General features: G+C 70.6%; 17 protein-coding genes. 6 read left to right on the forward strand and 11 right to left on the reverse strand.

The genetic code is table 11. The annotated features are described in order from the left end of the window. Together D7W81_RS29035 and D7W81_RS29040 are read right to left on the reverse strand one after the other, a co-directional pair. Positions 1-678 (reverse strand): hypothetical protein (locus D7W81_RS29035; protein ID WP_208721490.1); only part of this gene is annotated, 678 nt, incomplete at its 3' end. Continuing rightward, positions 675-1,631 carry an aspartyl/asparaginyl beta-hydroxylase domain-containing protein gene (locus D7W81_RS29040; protein ID WP_120558647.1) on the reverse strand — a complete coding sequence of 319 codons (957 nt, stop codon included), beginning with the start codon at positions 1,629-1,631 and terminating at the stop codon, positions 675-677. The genes D7W81_RS29040 and D7W81_RS29035, both read right to left, overlap by 4 nt. Before the next feature lie 131 nt (positions 1,632-1,762). On the opposite strand from D7W81_RS29040, the gene D7W81_RS29045 reads away from it, so the two are divergent. Beyond that, a complete protein-coding gene (locus D7W81_RS29045; RefSeq protein WP_120558648.1) occupies positions 1,763-2,647 on the forward strand; it encodes a hypothetical protein in 885 nt (294 codons plus the stop codon). Between the two features lie 24 nt (positions 2,648-2,671). Here D7W81_RS29045 and D7W81_RS29050 read toward each other — a convergent pair whose 3' ends face one another. Then, positions 2,672-4,657: a RiPP maturation radical SAM C-methyltransferase gene (locus D7W81_RS29050; protein WP_158621710.1), complete on the reverse strand. Its 1,986-nt coding sequence runs from the start codon at positions 4,655-4,657 to the stop codon at positions 2,672-2,674. An 85-nt stretch (positions 4,658-4,742) separates the two neighbouring features. Here D7W81_RS29050 and D7W81_RS29055 point away from each other — a divergent pair, with 85 nt between their 5' ends. Continuing rightward, positions 4,743-5,759, forward strand: a complete 1,017-nt coding sequence (locus D7W81_RS29055; RefSeq protein WP_120558650.1) for a GNAT family N-acetyltransferase — start codon at positions 4,743-4,745, stop codon at positions 5,757-5,759. A gap of 132 nt (positions 5,760-5,891) precedes the next feature. Next, a complete protein-coding gene (locus D7W81_RS29060) occupies positions 5,892-6,899 on the forward strand; it encodes a hypothetical protein (RefSeq protein WP_208721492.1) in 1,008 nt (335 codons plus the stop codon). A gap of 33 nt (positions 6,900-6,932) precedes the next feature. Here the strand turns inward: D7W81_RS29060 and tmk are convergent, their stop codons facing one another. Next, complete coding sequence (tmk, locus tag D7W81_RS29065) at positions 6,933-7,589, reverse strand: dTMP kinase (RefSeq protein WP_120558651.1); 657 nt, start codon at positions 7,587-7,589, stop codon at positions 6,933-6,935. Continuing rightward, positions 7,586-7,927 carry a hypothetical protein gene (locus D7W81_RS29070; protein WP_120558661.1) on the reverse strand — a complete coding sequence of 114 codons (342 nt, stop codon included), beginning with the start codon at positions 7,925-7,927 and terminating at the stop codon, positions 7,586-7,588. The genes tmk and D7W81_RS29070 overlap by 4 nt, the downstream gene beginning before the upstream one ends. 214 nt (positions 7,928-8,141) lie before the next feature. Here D7W81_RS29070 and ribB point away from each other — a divergent pair, with 214 nt between their 5' ends. Further along, entirely contained in the window at positions 8,142-9,269 is a 1,128-nt protein-coding gene (gene ribB, locus D7W81_RS29075) for a 3,4-dihydroxy-2-butanone-4-phosphate synthase (RefSeq protein WP_120558652.1), read from the forward strand. Between the two features lie 80 nt (positions 9,270-9,349). Then, a complete protein-coding gene (locus D7W81_RS29080; protein WP_120558653.1) occupies positions 9,350-10,711 on the forward strand; it encodes an MFS transporter in 1,362 nt (453 codons plus the stop codon). 24 nt (positions 10,712-10,735) lie between these two features. Here the strand turns inward: D7W81_RS29080 and thrC are convergent, their stop codons facing one another. From thrC to greA, 5 genes are all read right to left on the reverse strand, one after another. Then, entirely contained in the window at positions 10,736-12,067 is a 1,332-nt protein-coding gene (gene thrC, locus D7W81_RS29085; protein WP_120558654.1) for a threonine synthase, read from the reverse strand. Continuing rightward, a complete protein-coding gene (locus D7W81_RS29090) occupies positions 12,064-12,624 on the reverse strand; it encodes a hypothetical protein (protein ID WP_120558655.1) in 561 nt (186 codons plus the stop codon). The genes thrC and D7W81_RS29090 overlap by 4 nt, the downstream gene beginning before the upstream one ends. Before the next feature lie 108 nt (positions 12,625-12,732). After that, entirely contained in the window at positions 12,733-13,368 is a 636-nt protein-coding gene (locus tag D7W81_RS29095; RefSeq protein WP_120558656.1) for a protein-L-isoaspartate(D-aspartate) O-methyltransferase, read from the reverse strand. An 81-nt stretch (positions 13,369-13,449) separates the two neighbouring features. Then, a complete protein-coding gene (gene recG / locus D7W81_RS29100; RefSeq protein ID WP_120558657.1) occupies positions 13,450-16,476 on the reverse strand; it encodes an ATP-dependent DNA helicase RecG in 3,027 nt (1,008 codons plus the stop codon). 111 nt (positions 16,477-16,587) lie between these two features. Further along, on the reverse strand, positions 16,588-17,100 hold the full coding sequence (gene greA, locus D7W81_RS29105) for a transcription elongation factor GreA (RefSeq protein ID WP_120558658.1): 513 nt from the start codon (positions 17,098-17,100) through the stop codon (positions 16,588-16,590). A 185-nt stretch (positions 17,101-17,285) separates the two neighbouring features. On the opposite strand from greA, the gene D7W81_RS29110 reads away from it, so the two are divergent. Then, complete coding sequence (locus D7W81_RS29110; protein WP_120558659.1) at positions 17,286-17,816, forward strand: FHA domain-containing protein; 531 nt, start codon at positions 17,286-17,288, stop codon at positions 17,814-17,816. 18 nt (positions 17,817-17,834) lie between these two features. Here D7W81_RS29110 and D7W81_RS29115 read toward each other — a convergent pair. Further along, on the reverse strand, positions 17,835-18,741 hold a 907-nt coding region (locus D7W81_RS29115; RefSeq protein WP_120558662.1), incomplete at its 5' end, for a hypothetical protein.

The following is an 18,741-nucleotide window of genomic DNA, read 5'->3' on the forward strand; positions in this document are numbered from 1 at the left end:
CCCCAGCGCGCCCATCCACGCCACGCCCCAGGCGGCCAGGTGGAGGAACAGCCGCCGGTCCAGGCGCAGCAGCACCAACGCGAGCGCGAGGGGTGTCGCCAAGAGCAGGTGCTTGACGAGCAGCCCCATGCAACACAGCAGCGCGAGCACGGCGATGTGCCCGGGCCACAGCCGCTCCCTCCACCGTGCGAACAGGTACAGCGCCCCCATCGAGAAGACGTGTCCCAGCATCTGGGGCTCGTACATCCCCAGGTAGCGGTAGGCCGCGTGGCCTCCCACGGACACCCAGACCAGGGCCCCCAGCAGGGCCGGCCAGCGGCGCCCCGGCGCGAGCACGGCCACCGTCGCGGCGATGAGTCCCCCCACGCCCAGGAACGCCAGCGCCGCCACGACGCGCCCGAGCACGAGCAGGTCCGGGGACAGGGGGCTCAGCGCCTTCATCACCAGGAACGACAACGGCGGATAGTTGACCGGCGCCAGCGGCAGGGACTGGAAGGGCAGATACAGCGGGCCACCGCCCACCAGCCGGACGGTATGCAGCGCATTCCAGCCCTCGTTCGGCTCGATGGGGACGTGGAACGCCAGGCGCGCGACGGCGAAGAAGAGGAAGGGCGCGGTCGCCGCCAGCAGGACGAAGCCCAGCAAGGCCAGCGCGCGCGCCGGGCGGATCGCACTCACGCGCGGGAGATGACGAAGGAGAACGGCTGTTCGCCCTTCGCGAAGTCCAGCCGGGCGACCGCGGAGGGGCTCGCGGCGGGCGCGAAGTCCACGTGGGCCATCATGTCCATGACCTGCCAGCGGCTGTCGCTCTCCGGCTCCAGGAAGAACATCGGCTCACCGTCGATGAGCACCGCCAGCCGCTCGTCGACGAACCGGAAGCACAGCAGGCTGGTGAAGGTCTTCCGCAGGTCGGCCTGGATGGAGTCCGGCAGGCCCTCCAGCAGCTCTGCCAGCTGCGCGGGCCCTGCCTCCAGCCGGCCGTCGAACTCCAGCCGGGACCGGAGCGCTTCGCTCGCCGCCGTGCGGCGCCGGACCTGGATGTCATGGGCGGCCAGGAACTCCGGCGGGAACAGCGAGAGGATCTCGTCGTTCACCTCCGCGCCCACCAGCAGGTGCACCCGCGTGGTGTCGCCGCGGTTCTCCACCGAATGCAGCTGGCTGAAGTCCCCATACCAGAGCTCGCCCGGCTTCCAGACACACCGCTCCCCGCCAATGCGAAACACCACGTCGTCGTTGGTGACGATGGGGATGTGCAGACGGATGAGATCGCCGCTCCGGACGTCAAAGACATCCGTGTCCGAGTGCTCCCGGATGATGCCTCCCGGGCGGATGGCGGAGATGCGGACCGAGCGCAGCGAGGCCTTGAAGCCCTCCAGCACCTCCCGGAAGTACGGCACGTGGTCCAGCAGCTCCGTGGAGCGGAAGGGCGTCAGGCTGTTGGTGCCCGCGCTGCCGTCATCCAGACGTCCGCCCCGGGAGACCAGCGGAAGCACATCCCAGTCCTGGTGCTCCGCCACGCCGCCGTCCGTCTCCGGCACCCATTGGAAGCGCTCGCTCGCCGCCAGATCCCTGCGCAGCCGCTCCACGTCGTAGGTCTTGTTCAAGCGCACAGCGACCGGACCGCTTCCCATTCATGTCTCCTTGCAACGGCCCCAGGAAGAGCGACACCGCCACGCTACCAGAGGTCGCGCACGGGCTGTGTAGGGCAAGGCGAATCGTGTACCGTGCGCCCGCATCAAGCCATGCACGGAGCGGCCACAGCATGAGCACCGAACGCCAGTTTGACTATTCAGCCCTGACCCAGCAGCCGCGGCGCAACCACCCGCAGGCCCTCCAGGTCTTCAACAACGTCTTTGATGAGGCGTTGATCCACGCGGCCTACGAAGCGCTGCGGCCGCTGCCTCCGCTGCCCTCGGGGTTCTTCTGGGTGGACATGGAGCGGGTCATTGCCTACCAGCAGGGTGACGCGCGTCAGGTGGAGGAACTGGCGGCCTATCTCCCCCGGGAGATCGCCACCCTCACCTTCCAATACTTCGTCCGCCTGATGGACCTCATCCCGGAGGTCCGGCGCGACCAGGTGGCGGGCTTCGAGCTGTGGTTCCACAACCTGGGCGCCCCGGTGAAGCGCGCGGCCTTCCACGTGGACCACGACGTCCCGTTGGCGGAGAAGACAGGCAAGGTGCACCTGCCTTTGTGGGGCACCGTCATCTACCTGGGGCCGCAGAGTGGGCTCGTGGGCGGCGGCACGGTGTTCAACCTGGAGGAGCCCCTGTCCCAGACGCTCCTGGACAACTGCATGCGCTTCCACGACTTCGACGCGCTGTTCAAGCTGTCGGACCAGTGGGTGACGGTGCCCTTCAAACCCAACCGGTGCGCCGTCTTCCGGGGGACGCTCCCACACTGCATCGCCGCCACCGAGCAGGTCTCCCCGGAGCGGCCCCGGGTGAACCTGCTGGCCAACCTCTGGGACCACCGCCCCAGCTTCGCCGACGGGCAGGCCTTCTGCCGGTTCTCCCCGGAGGAGTTCGCCCTGCTGGGCAGACTCTCCCCCGCCCAGCACGCGGCGCTGGCGGAGATCGCCGGGACCCTGACGTCCGAGGACGACGTGACCCGGCTCTTCGCGCTGCTCAACAAGCTGCGCGGCTGACCGCGCCCGAAGCAGGGGCCCCGCTCAGGACGCCGCCACCGCGACGTCCTCCGAGGCCCGCTTCGCCTGGCGCCGCTCCCGGCGCTCCTGGTCCTCCGAGTGCAGCGTGTGCATGCGTTTGGCCGCCATCTGCGGCGTGAACGCCGGCGCCACGGAGAGGTAGCGCTCGCCCTCCCGGAACAGGATGCGCTCCTCCAGCCAGTGCGCCAGCACCTGCTCCACCTGGGCCCTGGAGGCGCGCCCCGTCTCCACGAACACCTCGTCGATCTCCTGGCGCTGGCGGATCTCCGTGCAGTACAGGTACAGGTCCCGCTCCACCCCGCGAAGCAGCAGGGTCCGGGGCATGCCCGAGCGCCCGTCGTAGACGCGCAGGAACGTGCCCCCGTCCAGGTACGTCATCACGTGGCGGTACTGCGAGCCCCGGGCCAGCTCATAGGCCCGCATCCACACCTCGCACGCCTCGACGACGGCGCTCCAGTCGGACGTCCCGGTGCGCAGGTCGAACGACAGGTCGAACAGCGCGATGCGCTCGTAGACCTCCGCGGGCAGCCCCACCTTGTAGCAATCCGCGTTGCGGATGTTCTCCACGGGGAACTGGGCCCGGAGCGCGTCGAGCGTGGACCCGCGCCCCAGCCGGTAGGGGCTCAGGTCCAGCGGCTCGTAGCAGATGGCGTAGGACAGGAGGTTCTGCACCGTCTCCGCGACCTCCGCCTCCTCCGTGCCCGGAAAGTGGGTGATGAGGTTGGCGTAGTTGCGGATGTCCAGCTCGTGGCAGACCTTCATCGCCTGCAGGTTCTGGATGACGGTGGTGCCCTTGCCCACCCGGCGCAGGTACGACGTGGACAGGCCTTCAATGCCGAACTGCACGAACTTCACGCCGGCCTCCCACAGCCGCATGATCTCATACGGGTGGGCGTTGGCGCGCATCTCGTAGAACAGGGCGTAGTCGCGGTTGGTCGCGCGGATGCCCTCGGCCAGCTCCGTCATCCCCTTCACCCGGATGATGTTGTCCAGGAAGAAGATGCCGGTGTTGCCGTAGCGCTCGCTGAGCGAGTCGATTTCATCCACGAGCCGGGGGTTGCTCTTCTCGCGGTAGCCGTTCCACTGCACGTTGAGGTTGCAGAAGTAGCAGGTGTTCTTCGGGTTCCCGCTGCGCTTGGTGCGATCCCACCAGCACCCGCGAGAGCCCTCGATGGACAACAGCCACATCACCCCGTGCTGCTCCGCCTTCGACGCATACTCGTCGTAGTCGGGGTACGGCAGCTCGTCCATGTTGCCCACCTCCCAGAGCGCCGCGCCGGACGCGACGTGCTCGGCGGATTTGGGCGTCAGGAGGCCCTTCATGCCGAACAGGTCCCCCGTGCCGTACGCCAGCTTGCGCAGCAGCGCGAGGAAGGGCTGCTCCCCCTCGCCCTGGATGACGTAGTCCAGGAAGGGGTACTCCTTGAGCAGCGAGGGCCCGACCTGCGCGGACACCGTGGAGCCGCCCAACACCACGCGCACCTCCGGCGCGAGCGCCTTCAGCCTGCGTGCCAGGGACAGGTTCGCGAACAGCTGCCCGAACGACGTCGTCAGCGCCACCACGTCGTAGCGGCCCGCGAGCGAGGCCGCGAGCGTGTCCAGGTGCCCATCCAACGTGGCGAGGATCCGGTCGAAGATGTGCTCGTAGGTGGGGTGCTCACCGAAGAGCGCCACCGGGAAGCGGTCCACGTTGTCCAGCCGCCACGCCCCCGCGCGAGCCGTCAGTGACTGCACGAAGTATTCGCGGACCGCCTCCCGGCGCTCCGGATACAGCTGGGGTGTATAGAGCAGCTCCCCCAGCTCATAGGCATCCAGCGAGATGCCGTCATAGAGCGACGTGCCGAGCGTCACCGCCATGTCCAGGAACGCGGAGCAGGTGGCCACTTCGAACCCCGGCTCATGCTGCCGGACATACGCCGCCAGCGCGCCAAGCGCGGCGGACGGACGCTGGTAGGCGGACCATGGCAGGGCAATCAGGGCGACTCTCATGGATTCCTCACTAGATTCGATAAGCTCACTATAAACGCTATCCATGTTTGATTAGACTTACCAGCCGCATTCCAAGGAGTTCCCCGTGAGCCCCGTTCCCCCCCTGGCCCAGCACGCATCCCCGGGCGGCAGCCCGCTGCCGGAGGGGTGGACGGCGCGGACGGCCATGGCGGACGACCTCGACCGCGCCCACGCACTCGTGGCGGAGGACCACCTCGACCAGTTCGGGGAGGTGGACTACTCGCACGACGACATGGTGGAGGAGTGGAGCGAGCTGGACCCCGCGCGCGACGCGTGGCTCGTCTTCAATCCCGCGGGCACCCTCGTCGGCTACGCCAAGCTGAACCCCCGCAAGCCGCATTGGTTCGAGTGCACGAGCACGGTCCACCCCGCGCACCGGCACCAGGGCGTGGAGGCATGGCTGGTGGATCGCATCGGGCAGCATGCCCGGGAGCTGCTCCCCCGCTCGCCCCCCGGCGAGCGGGTGCTGCTGGCGCACCTCTTCAATGGCAGGAACGAGCAGGAGGCCCGGCTGCTGGAGTCCCGCGGCTATGTCTTTGCCCGGCGGTTCTTTCGGATGCAGGTGGAATGGAAGGCCCCACCCCCGGCGCGGGAACCGCCACCGGGCGTGGTGCTGCGCGTCTTCCAGCCGGACCGGGAGGCCGCGGCCCTGCACGCGCTGCACGAGCTGTCGTTCGCCGACCACTGGCGCCACACGCCCGAGCCTTTCGAGCAGTGGTCGGCGGAGCTGCGCTTGGAGCGCTTCGACCCGACCCTCTGGTTCGTCGCCGAGGCGGCAGGGGAGCTCGTCGGCTTCGCCCGGGCCCGGGAGTTCTCTGAAAGCGAGGGGTGGGTGCGGGTGTTGGGCGTACATCCCCGTTGGCGACGGCGGGGGCTGGCCCAATCCCTGCTCCTGCGTGCCTTTGGCGAGCTCCATCGCAGGGGGCGCCACAAGGTGCTGCTGGGCGTGGACTCGGACGGCAGGAGCGGGGCGCTCCAGCTCTACGAACGCGTGGGGATGCGCCCCGTGCGCCTCATCGATGTCTATGAAAAGGACCTGGGCCTCCCGCGCCTATCCCAGGGGCAGACATGTGAGACATGACAAGCGAGAAATCGGTGGATAAAGTGTGGGTCGCTTCTTCCTCAGGTGCCGCCCATCATGACTGCTTCCGCGCCAGTGAACCCCTGCCCGGTCAATTCCTTCAATGAATGGGATCCTCTTGAGGAAGTCATCGTGGGGGTCGTGGACGGCGCGCAGGTTCCGCCCTCCCACATCGCGTTGAAGGCAACCCTTCCCAGCGACCAGCTGGAGTTCTTCCAGAAGCAGGCCGGCAAGCCCTTTCCGCCTGAGCGGATCGCCGCGGCGAAGCAGGAGCTGGAGCAGCTGGTCCATCTGCTGGAGGCCGAGGGCGTGAAGGTGCGCCGTCCGGAGCCCATCGACCAACGCAAGCCTTTCGGGGCGCCGGGTTGGACGAGCACCGGGCTCTACGCCGCCATGCCCCGGGACGTGCTCCTGGTGGTGGGCAATGAAATCATTGAGTCCCCCATGGCCTGGCGCTCGCGCTACGCGGAGACGTCCGCCTACCGCCCGCTCCTGAAGGAATACTTCCGCGCAGGCGCGCGCTGGAGCTCGGGCCCCAAGCCGGAGCTGCGCGACGAGCTGTATGACTACGATTGGACGGAGGGTCCGGAGGGCGGGCCCACCCGCTATGTCATCACGGAGTTCGAGCCCACCTTCGACGCCGCGGACTTCATCCGCTGTGGCCGGGACATCTTCGCGCAGCAGAGCAACGTCACGAATGCGTTCGGCATCGAGTGGCTGCGGCGCCACCTGGGCCCGGAGTACCGCATCCACGTCTTCGAGTTCGATGACCCGCACCCCATGCACATCGACGCGACGCTCGTCCCGCTGGCGCCGGGCAAGCTGCTCATCAACCCGGAGCGGGTCCCGAAAGTGCCGGACCTCTTCAAGGGCTGGGACGTGTTCAGGGCCCCCCGCCCCAGCATCCCGGCCGACCACACGCTCTACATGACGAGCAAGTGGATCAACATGAACGTCCTCATGCTCGACGAGGAGCGCGTCATCGTGGAGCGCAGCGACGAGCCGATGATCGCCTGCTTCAAGAAGTGGGGGTTCAAGCCCCTGCTCTGCGACTTCCGGAACTTCAACTCGTTCGGAGGCTCGTTCCACTGCGCCACGGCGGACGTGCGGCGCCGCGGCGTGCTCCAGTCCTACTTCTGAGGACCTGCGCTGGCGCGCGGCCCCCGGGCCGCCTCAGCGCTTGCGCGCGAAGAGCCGCCGCACTTCCGCCAGGCACGCGTCCGTCACGGCCTCCACGGACAGCTCACCGTCGATGCGCACGATGCGCTCGCGCTTCTCCCGCAGCGTGATGGCCTTGAGGTACTGCTTCGCGATCCGCCGCTGGGCCTCGTCCGCCTCGAACAGCTCCGGCGCGCCGCCGCGCACGGCCCGGCGCTTCGCGGCGACCCTGGGGTCCACGCCCACGAACAACGTCAGGTCCGGGGACACCGCGTGCGCATTCACCGTGTCCACCCACGCCATGGGCAGGCTCGCGCCCTGGTACGCCAGCGAGGACAGCACGTAGCGGTCGCACAGCACCACCTTGCCCTCCTCCAGCGCCGGCAGCACCCGCGCGTGCAGGTGGTCCGTCCGGTCCGCCGCGAACAGGAGCGCCAGCGTCTCCGGCGCCAACGGCCCCCGGCCCTGCGGCAGGCCCAGGCGGCCCGTGAGCGCCTGGCGCAGCATCGTTCCCACCGGGCCGTCGGAGGGCTCGCGCGTCGTCACCACCGCGTGCCCTTCCGCCCTCAGCGCGGACGCCAGCCGCTCCGTCTGCGTGGTGGTGCCCGCGCCGTCCAGGCCCTCCAGCACGATGAACCGCCCCAGTCGGGCGGCCTTCCTGGCGGCACTCACCGGGGAAGGAGCGCGGCGGGATTGTCCAGGTGCAGCTCGCTGCGCAGCGCGAGCAGCGCCTCATAGCGCTGGAGCTCGTCCACCAGCACCGCGCGGCCCTTGCGGTAGCTGCGGTAGCCGTACACCAGCAGCCCCAACGCCAGGAGGGTGGCCCCCCACGCCAGCAGCGGCGTGCGCAGCGAGTCGTAGAACAGCTTCCCCGCCGCTCCGCCAATCAGCATGAAGGCGATGACGGAGATGCCCGCGTGGGTGAAGTGGGTGGTGCTCTGCCGGGTCGCCAGGCTCTCCTGCAGCTGGTCGAACCGGGCCCGCTTGTCCTTCTGGATGTCTGCGCTCACGGAGCCGGGCACCCTACATCACACGTCCCAGCCCGTCGAGTCGCCCACCGGGCGGCTCCCACCTATACAGACGGGCAGTCACAGGCTCCCCTCATCCCAGCCATTGAACGGACGCACGCTCGCTCCCCGAGCATGGCTTGCCACCCCACCCCCCTCGCGTTACATGCCGCGCACCATGCCCCTCCACGTCGTCAGCAGGGCGAGCACCCCCGACATGAGCCGAGACTCCGAGTTGAACACCATCGAGGAGGCCATCCGCGACATCCAGGCCGGCAAGTGCGTCATCGTCGCGGACGACGAGGACCGCGAGAACGAAGGCGACCTCATCATGGCCGCCGAGCTCGCCACCCCCGAGCAGCTGGCCTTCATGGTCCGCCACACCAGCGGCATCATCTGCCAGCCCATGCTCGCCGAGCGGCTGGACGCGCTGCGCCTGCCCCAGATGGTGGCGGAGAACACCGAGTCCCACCGCACCGCCTTCACCGTCTCCGTGGACTTCCGCCACGGCACCACCACCGGCGTCTCCGCCAGCGACCGCATGAAGACCATCCGCGCGCTCGCGGATCCAAACAGCACCGCGGACGACTTCCTGCGCCCCGGCCACATCTTCCCGCTGCGCTACCGCGAAGGCGGCGTGCTGCGCCGCGCGGGCCACACCGAGGCGGCCGTGGACCTGGCGCGCCTCGCCGGCCTGCAGCCCTCCGGCATCCTCTGCGAGCTGGTGAAGGATGACGGCACCATGCAGCGCATGCCGGACCTGAAGCTGTTCGCGCGCGAGCACAACCTCAAGCTCATCACCATCGCGGACCTCATCGAGTACCGCAGCCGCAAGGACCGGCTGGTGCGCCGCGAGCCCGGCCAGAGCGTCGTGCGCACCCGCCATGGCGAGTTCACCGCCTACACCTATACCTGGACGCCCGACGGCGCGAAGTCCCTGGTCCTGGTGAAGGGCGACCCCGCGAAGGTCCAGCCCGCCCCGCTGGTGCGCCTGCACGGCGCCTGCGCCCTGGGGGACGTGTTCGGGTCACCGGATTGCAAGTGCAACCTGCTGCTGGACCGCGCGCTGGAGAACGTGGCGCGCGAGGGCAACGGCGTCATCGTCTACCTGCCCGGCATGCACGGCAACGACTTCGGCATCCACCACAAGCGCTCGGGCGACGGCAGCAACGCGTCCTCCAGCCGCACGCCCAACGAGTCGCGCGACGTGGGCATGGGCTGCCAGATCCTCACCGACCTGGGCGTGAGCGCCATGCGCGTGATGTCCAACACGGACATGACCTACCGGGGCCTTTCCGGCTTCGGTCTCACCATCGAGTCGCGCCTGCCGCTCGTGGTGGAGTAGCGAAACCCGGGAGGTTCGCGGGGCGGCCCCGTGTCAGAGCGGAATGGCAGGGTCATGCGCCATTCCAGCGAGACCCGGGCATGCGAACCTCCCTCCAGCGCGACGCGGCGAAGCTCCAGCCCTTCTCCCGGTTCGTGCTGCTGTGGCTCGGCCAGACGGCGTCGGGCATGGGCTCGCACCTGAATGGCTTCGGCCTGGGTGTGTGGACGTACGAGCACACGAAGTCCACGTCGCTCTACTCGCTCATCGCCCTGGCCAGCTTCGCGCCGGGCGTGCTGGTGGCACCGCTGCTGGGCGGCGTGGTGGACCGGCACGACCTGCGCAAGGTGATGATGCTGGGCCACGCGGGGGGCGCCGTCTGCACGGTGCTCATCGCGCTGCTGCTCCAGCTGGACCGCTTGAGCGTGGGCGCGCTCCTCGCGCTCGTCGCGGGCGGCGCGGCGTTCAACAGCATCCAGCTGCCTGCGTTCGCCAAGGCCACGACGGTGATGGTGGCGCCGGAGCAGCTTCCGCGCGCCAACGGCCTCATGCAGCTGGGCCTGGCGCTGGGCTCCATCGTCGCGCCGCTCCTGTCCGGGACCCTGCTGCCTGCCATTGGCGTCACCGGCCTGCTCGCCATCGACGTCGGCACGGCGCTCCTCTCGCTGGGGGTGCTCCAGGGGCTGCGCGGGTCCGCCTTGCCACGGGAGGCAGCCTCCCCCGTGAAGGCCTCCCTGGGGAGACGCGCGCTCCAGGACGCGGCCGTGGGCTGGCGCTTCATCCGCGAGCGGCCGGGGCTCGTCGGCCTCCAGGTCCTCCTCACGCTGATGAGCTTCAACCTGGGCATCATCCAGGTGCTCGTCACGCCGCTGGTCATGTCCTTCGCGGACGTGCGTGCCCTGGGCGCGGTGATGACCGCGGGCGGGCTGGGCATGCTGGCCGGAAGCCTGGTGATGCTCGCCTGGGGCGGAACGCGCCGCCGCGTCTGGACCGTGCTCGGCTTCGTGTGGCTCCAGGGCCTGTTCCTGGGGCTGGGCGCGCTGCGCGCGTCACCGTGGGTGGTGGGCGCGGGCGCGTTCGGCGTCCTGTTCACCCTCCCCGTCATCATGGGCTGCAATCAGACCCTCTGGCAGCGCAAGGTCCCCACCGGGTTGCAGGGCCGCGTCTTCGCCGTGCACTCCGCGCTGTCCGGCGTCGCCATCCCCATCGCGTACCTGCTGTCCGGGCCGCTCGCGGATCACGTCTTCGAACCGCTGATGGCCGCGGGTGCCCCATGGGCCTCGGCGCTGGGGCCCTGGGTGGGGGGCGCGGGTCCGGGCCGGGGCATCGCCCTGCTCCTGCTGCTCCTGGGGCTGGCCACCCTGCTGCTGGTGGCGGCCTGCACGCTGCTGCCGGGCATCCGCCGCGTCGAACAGGTCCTGCCCGACGCGCCAACGGATCCGCTTCCTGGCCCTACCCCCTGAGCCTGCTCACGGCAGGACCCTGGCTCAGCCCAGGTCCTTCAGGGCCGCGCGCACGGCGGACAGGTCCGCGGGCAGCTCCACCGGCGGGTTCGCGTGCGCGGCCTTCACGTCCGCCAGCGTCTCCCGGTGGTAGCCCACCTTGAAGTCCGCGAACTTCAGCCCGTGCGCGGTGGCCACCACCGCGACGCTGGCGCCCTTCGCCATCACGCCGGACGCGGCCAGCTTCTCCACCGCCGCCAGCGCGACGCCCGTCTGCGGACAGGCGAAGGTGCCCTCGCGGTCCGCCCGGGCCGCCGCGTTGGCCAGCTCCGACTCCGACGCCTCCTCCACCACGCCGTCGAACGCGCGCAGCATCCGCACCGCGCGGCGGAAGGACACCGGGTTGCCAATCTGGATGGCGGACGCGAGCGTGGCTCCCGCCTGCATGGGCACCAGGTCCTGGAAGCCGCCCCGGAAGGCGCGCGCCAGGGGGTTCGCCCGCTGCGCCTGCGCCACCGCGATGCGCGGCCGGCGGGTGATGAGCCCCAGGTTGAAGAGCAGGTCCAGGCCCCGGCCCAGGGCGCTCGCATTGCCCAGGTTGCCGCCCGGGATGACGATCCAATCCGGCGGCTCCCAGCCCAGGTCCTGGCACAGCTCGATGGCGATCATCTTCTGGCCCTCGATGCGCAGCGAGTTCATCGAGTTCGCCAGGTACAGCCCCGTGTCCGCCGTCACCGCCTGCACCAGCTTCATGCAGCCGTCGAAGTCCGTGTCCAGCGACAGCACCCGCGCCCCATTGGCGATGGGCTGCACGAGCTGCGCGAGCGACACCTTGTTCTTCGGCAGGAACACCACCGCCGGGATGCCCGCCGCCGCGGCGTACGCGGACAGCGCCGCGGACGTATCCCCGGTGGACGCGCACGCCACCGCGCGGATGGGCGTGCCGCGCGAGCGCAGGTGCTTCACCGCGGACACCAGGACCGTCATCCCCCAGTCCTTGAAGCTGCCCGTGGGGGAGACGCCGCACTCCTTCAGCATCAACGAGCCCAGCCCCAGCTCCGCCGCCATGCGCGGCAGCGGCTTGAGCGGTACGCGCCCTTCGCCCAGCGAGACGATGTCCTCCGCCGGCAGCTCGGGGAGCGCCCACTCGCGCTTGCCCCAGACGCCGGAGCCGTCCGGCAGGCGGGACGTCGCGAAGCGGGACTCGAAGCGGCGCTTCCACTCCGCCGCGGGGATGGCGCGCAGGGCGGCCTCGTCGTGGGCCACCTCCAGCAGGCCCTCGCAGCGCGGGCAGCGGTAGACGACGTCCCAGAGCGAGGCGGTGAAGCCGCAGCCCTCGCTGCATGCATAGCCCGCCTTCAGCGCCGGAACGCTCATGCCTCCACCTCCACCTTCGTGCCGCACGCCACGCACGCGCGGCCGGGCCAGGCCGGCACGTGGCAGGAGGGACAGGGCACGCGCTCGCCTTCGTCCTTGCGCTTCGCCGTCACCTGCGCCGTCATCCGGACGCGGGGCAGCCGCATGCCGCAGCCGTCACACAGCAGGCCCTCCGCCTGGACGTGGCGGCAGTAGCGGCACGTCACCGCGCCCACGGGAGCGGCGGTGCGCACGCCGTCGTCCTGTGCGCGGCCCGTGTCCAGGTCCGTCATCTGCTCGACGGGCACCTGGCCCGTATCGCCGGAACGGGTCAGCTCCAGGTCCGGCACGGACATGGGCGGCAGGTCCGGCCCCGAGCGCAGCCGCGTCAGGTCCAGCTCCGGCAGCACGGGCGCGTCCACCGGCACGCGGCCGCCCGCGTGGTGCGTCAGCTCCAGCTCCGGCAGCGGGACCACCACCGGGTCCTGGGTGTTCACGAGGCCGGGGAAGCGCTTGCCACAGCCTTCGCACTCTTCGCCTTCCGACTGCACGTGGTCGCAGACCGGGCAGATGATCATGGGCGGGACGTTACCGGTCCCCTCCCCCGTCGGCAACGCGACCCGGGATGCAGGGAGTGGGCGTGCAGGCGTGCGTCCTTCCGCACCCGCCAGTGCTCCCTGGCTTCATCAGGCCGGAGCGAGGCCGTGCCCCGTCATCGGCACGAAGCGCACCGGCAGCAGGCGCTCCACGCGGGGCAGCATCCCCGGCTGACCGCGGCGGATGCGCAGCAGCTCCTGCGTCTCGTTCGTGGCCCCCACGGGGATGACCATCCGCCCCCCGGGCTTCAGCTGGCGCAGCAGCTCCCGGGGAATGTCCTCGGGCGCGGCGGTCGCGATGATGGCGTCGAAGGGCGCGGCGTTGGACCAGCCCAGGGAGCCGTCGCCCTCCTTGAAGAAGACGTTGGAGAAGCCCAGCCGATGCAGCAGCCGCCGGGCGGGCCGGGCCAGCTCCGGGACGATCTCCACCGTGAAGACCTCGCGCGCCAGCATCGCGAGCACCGCCGTCTGGTAGCCGGAGCCGGTGCCAATCTCCAGCACGCGCTCACAGCCGCGCAGGCGCAGGGCCTCGCTCATCAGGGCGACCACATAGGGCTGGCTGATGGTCTGCCCGTGGCCGATGGGCAGGGGCACGTCCTGATAGGCCGCGTCCCGCTCGCCCGCGGGCACGAAGTCCTCCCGGCTCAGGTTGCCAATGGCCGCGAGCACCCGCCGGTCCCGGATGCCTTGACGCGCCAGATACTCCGCTCGCCCCCAATCTCCCATCGCGTACGCTCCCCCAGTACGAAAAGTAAGCACGCCGACAGTCCGAGACAATCCAAGGGGCGGGGGGAGGCCTCCCCGGACCTACCCCACCCGGGCGAGCGCGAGCCGGCCCTCCCAGCGCTCCTCCAGCGCCTTCACGAGCCCCTGGTGGTCTGGATCCTGGAGCTTGGGGTCCGTGTCCATGATGCGCCGCGCTTCCGTCTGGGCGAGCGACAGGAGGTCGCCGTCGCGTACGAGGTTCGCCACGGCCAGCTCCGGGAGGCCGCTCTGCCGCGTGCCCAGGAACTCGCCGGGGCCGCGGATCTCCAGGTCCTTCTCCGCGATGACGAAGCCGTCGCTGCTGCGCTCCATCACGCCCAGCCGCTCGGTGGACTCCCAGGAGCGCGCGGCGCCCGCGACGAGGAAGCAGAAGCTGGCCGCGGCGCCACGGCCCACGCGCCCACGCAGCTGGTGCAGCTGCGACAGGCCGAAGCGCTCCGCGGCCTCCACCACCATGACGGACGCGTTGGGCACGTCCACGCCCACCTCCACCACCGTGGTGCAGACGAGCAGCTGGATGCGCTTCTCGCGGAAGGCCTCCATCACGGCGTCCTTCTCCTCCGGCTTCATGCGCCCGTGCAGCAGGCCCACGCTGGCGGTGGGGAACACGACCTGGAGCTTCGCCGCGCCCTGGGTGGCGTCCTCCAGGTCCAGCTTCTCCGACTCCTCCACCAGCGGATAGACGACGTAGGCCTGGTGGCCCTTGGCCAGCTGCGCGCCCACCGCTTCGTAGACGCGCGCGCGCTGCTCGTTGTTGAAGACGCGCGTGGTGATGGGCGTGCGGCCCGGCGGCAGCTGGTCGATGATGGACACGTCCAGGTCGCCGTAGAGCGTCATCGCGAGCGTGCGCGGGATGGGCGTGGCGGTCATCACCAGCACGTCCGGCGTGAGCCCCTTGCTCATGAGCGTGTGGCGCTGGAGCACGCCGAAGCGGTGCTGCTCGTCGATGACCACGAGCCCCAGCTTCTGGAACGTCACACCGCCTTCAATCAGCGCGTGCGTGCCCACGGCCAGGTGGATGTCCCCCTTCGCCACGGCCTCGCGCACCTCGCGCTTGTGCTTCGCGGTGCCCGCCGCGCTGATGAGCCCCACGCGGAAGCCCAGCGGCTCCAGGATGCGGCGGAAGGTGCGCTCGTGCTGCTCCGCCAGGATTTCGGTGGGGGCCATCACCGCCACCTGGTAGCCGTCCTGGAGCGCCACCATGCCGGCCACGAGCGCCACGGCCGTCTTGCCGCTGCCCACGTCGCCCTGCACCAGCCGGTTCATCGGCTCCGGGCGTGCCATGTCCCGGGCGAGGTCGCCCACCACGCGCGCCTGCGCGCCGGTGAGCTGGAAGGGCAGCGCGGCGCGGGCCTTCTCCAGCCGCTCCGGGGTGACGTCGAAGGCGATGCCCTCCTCCGCCTTGACGCCCTGGCGCTTGAGGGCCATGCCCAGCTGGAGGAAGAACAGCTCGTCGAACGCGAGCCGGCGGTGCGCGGGGCTCTGGTGCGCGTCCAGCGCTTCGAGGTCCGCGTCATCCGGCGGGAAGTGGATGAAGCGCAGCGCGTCCGGCAGCCCCATCAGGTGGTAGCGGCGGCGCAGGTCCGCGGGCAGCGGCTCCTCCAGGTGGTGCGCGTGCTGTTCGCTGATGCGCGAGGTCAGCTCGCGGAAGGAGCGCTGCTCGCCGCGCTCGAAGCCCGGGTAGACGGGGACGATGCGGTGGAAGTGGACGGAGGTGGTGTTCTCCAGGTCCTCGGCGGGCTCCAGCTCCGGGTGGGCCATCTCCCGGCCGTTCATGGAGGCGCGCACCTCACCGGAGAGCACCAGCTGCTTGCCCACGGAGAAGCGGCTCTTGAGCCACGGCCCGGCGTTGAAGTAGGTGGCCGCGATGCTGCCGGAGCGGTCACCCACGACGGCGCGGAACATGCGCTTGCCGCCGCGCCCCGGGACGAAGTCGGCCGTCTTGACGGTGCCCACCGTCACGCCGCGCTCGCCGGGGATGAGCTCCGCGATGGTGCGCAGGCGGCGGCGGTCCTCGTAACAGCGTGGCAGCAGGAACAGGATGTCGCCGGTGCGGCGCAGGCCCTTCTTGTCGAGCACGGCGACGAGGCGCGGCCCCAGGCGCTTGCCCAGCGTCTTGAGCGGCGCGGACAGCGGGCCGGTGCGCGGCGCGATGGACAGGAGCTTCGCCTCGGAGCGGGACGCCTCCGCGCCCACCGCCTTGGCCTTCTTCTTCCGCGTCTTCTCCGCGGGAGCCCGGTCCGCCGGCGGCGCGCCCTTGCGTGCTTCCGCGCCCGCGCCGGGCTTGGAGCCGGGGGCACGGGCCGCGGCGCCGTCAGGAACGGCGGCGGCGCTCCGGGCCGCCGCCATGCGGGCACCGTAGGACGGAGCCTCTCCCTGCGCGGGAGCTCCGGCACGGGAGGCCGTGCCCCGCGCGCTCGCGGGCAGTGCATCCCCCTGCGCGGCGGCCCGGGAGGCCGCCGCCATGCGCGCGCCGTAGGGAACGGGCTCGCCCTTCGCTGGGGCTGCGTTCCCACCTGGGGCGGCGGCTCCCGGCGGAAGCGGCACCGCACGGGCCTGCGGCGGCCGGGACGCGGGAGCGGACGTGGCCGGGGGAGCCCCACCGCCCACCTGCGGCACCGGGTCCTGCGAACGCCACGGCGGAACGGTGTTGCCCTTCGCCTCCACCATCCCCTGTGGGGGCGTCAACCGGCGGCGGGGGGGCGCGGGGATGAGCTCCCCTTCGAGCACGTGCGCACGCTCCGGCGCCCGGGGAAAGCTCGCGGCCACGGCGTTGATCTCCCCCGTGACGACCACCCGCTCCAGCTCCTCCGGCAGCGCCACGCCGCTGAGCTTCAGCGCGCCCAGCACCTGGCGCAGCGCGGCCTTGCGGTGCTCCGGAGGCGCCGGCGGATCCACGTGCGGCAGCGCCGCCTTCAAGTCCTCCAGCGCCCGCGCGTCCACGCCCTCGGCCGCCGCCAGGGTGCGCTCCATCAACGTGCGCAGGTCCCGCACGATGCCGAGCTGGGCGAAGTCACGCTGACACGCGTACTTGAGGGGTCCAACGAGGCTGGCGAGCGGGTGGTTCACGCGGATTTTCCAGCCTCCATCCTACGAAGCGCGCCTGACGCCGCAGGAAAAACGAAACCGGGGGAGCGAGCCCAGGCCCGCCCCCCCGAAGGACACCCGGCCAGCCGGGCTTCAGCTCGCGCTGGCCGGCTCTTCCTGCGGGTCCTCGAAGGAGACCTTCGTGACCTCCAACTCGCGCACGCCGCCCGGGCTCTGCACCGTGGCGATGTCGCCCACCTTCTTGCCGATGAGCGCGCGCGCCACCGGGGAGGTCACGGCGATCCACCGCTTCTTGAGGTCCGCCTCCGTCTCCCCGACCAGCCGGTAGCTGATGGTCTTGTCGTTCTCCGTGTCCACCAGCTCCACCGTGGCACCGAAGATGACCTTGTCACCGCCCAGCTTCGCCGGGTCGATGACCTCCGCGCGGGCAATCCAGTCGCCGAGCGTCAGGATGCGACCCTCGATGTGCGACTGCTTCTCCTTGGCCGCGTGGTACTCGGCGTTCTCTCGCAGGTCGCCGTGCGCGCGCGCGACCTCGATTTCACGCGAAATCTTGCCCCGCTCCACGGACTGGAGGTGCTTCAGCTCGTCCTTGAGCTTCTGCAGACCGTGGGGGGTCATCGGGATGTTGTCGCTCCCGCTCATCGAACCACCGCTCCTTCCATCACCTGGCTGCCAGCATCGGAGGTCCGGCGCTCCCTCCTGGAACCCGGCCCGCGACTCGAAAGGGTCAATGTAGGGAACAGGTGACTGGCCGGTCAACGAAAGCCTCATCATGACCGTCAGGTAGTGGCTGGGCGCCCGACGGCCGACCCGTTAGGCTCCCGCACGTGTTGTCCGTCCAGGAATTGCGCGCGCTCGCCTCCGCCCTCCCCGTGGGTGCCTTTCAACATCAGTTGGGTCCCTTCGCACTGGTGCAGCGTCCGCCGTCGGAGCTGTCCGCCGCCGCGCTCGCGCCCACCCGCATGGCGGACCCCGGCGACGTGGAGCAGGGCATGCTCGCCCTGCTCTTCGAGTTCGACGACCTGCTCGTCGCCACCCTCCCCACCCTCCGGGACTCGGAAGTGCTGCGGATCGGCCGGAGGCTGGACTGCGAGCTGGTGCTGGACGATGCGTCCGTGTCCAAGCAGCACGCGGAGCTGCGGTGGAGCCGCGCGGACGGCCGCTGCACCGTTCGCGACCTGGGCTCCACCAACGGCACCTTCGTCAACGCCAGCACCATTGGACAGCGCGAGGTGCCGCTCCGGGGCGGCGACATCCTCAGCTTCGGCAACGTCCAGTTCTGGTACCTGCTCACCGACGCGCTGCACGAACGGCTGCGCGCGGGCGCGGCCTCCGGCCTGGGTTCCCACTCCGGCTGAAGGCCGCCCCGCCCTGCGTCACGGACAGGCGCCGCAGTCCGCCGCGCACGCGTTGTACGTATTGGAAGTCCCGCAGGACTCCGTCACCTGGCAGAGGCCGTCACCGCACACGGCCACGTCCGCGTCGCGCACGCGCGTGGTGACCGGCTGGAAGGTGACCCCACCCGCGGTGCAGCTGGTGAAGGCCAGCCCCGTCCCATCCGGCGTGCACGCCGCCGAGCAGCTGCCCACGTAGACGAGCGGCGCGCACGACATGCGAGGCATCCCGGAGCCGTCCACCACCGCGCACGCACGCGTGGTGCTCTGGTTCGCGGTGAGGGGCGGATTCTGGCTGCCCGCGTAGAGCCCCTGCCCCTGGAAGAGGTTGCCGAAGAAGCACGACTCCGGCCGCGCGAACGTGGCCAGCTCCTCCGGAGTGGAGGCAATCGCCTGCCCCAGTCCGTCCCGGCCCTGCACGGAGATGGGCACGCTCACGCCAAACGGATTGGCGTGCGCCGCGAGGCACGCGGAGACGACCTGCTGTTCGGCCACCGTCGCGGGGGCCCCCGCGGACCAGCCCGGCGCCAGACCCAGGAGCCCCGTCCAGGTATGCACCTTGTTCGTCTGGCTTTCCGTATACGTCAGCGTCTGCCCCGCGGGGACGGCGCAGCGGACGACGTAGCGCATCACTTCATCCGCGAGCACGGGGTCCATGTTGAACCAGGACCCGAAGGCCGCCGATGACAAGCCATTGAACGACAGGCCATTGAAGGACAGCCCGTTGAAGGACAAGCCATTGAACGACAGCCCATTGGGGGACAGCTGGTTGTAGCTGAGGGCTTCCTGCTCCTGCGTGGCCAGCGGTTCCGCTGACTCCGGTTCCCGGGCGCCAGGGTCACAGCCCGCCCCCAGCACCGCCAGCGCCAGCCCCCACGCCCAAGACCGC

Origin of the sequence: Corallococcus aberystwythensis, from assembly GCF_003612165.1 — a bacterium.
GTDB classification, from domain to species: Bacteria; Myxococcota; Myxococcia; order Myxococcales; family Myxococcaceae; genus Corallococcus; species Corallococcus aberystwythensis.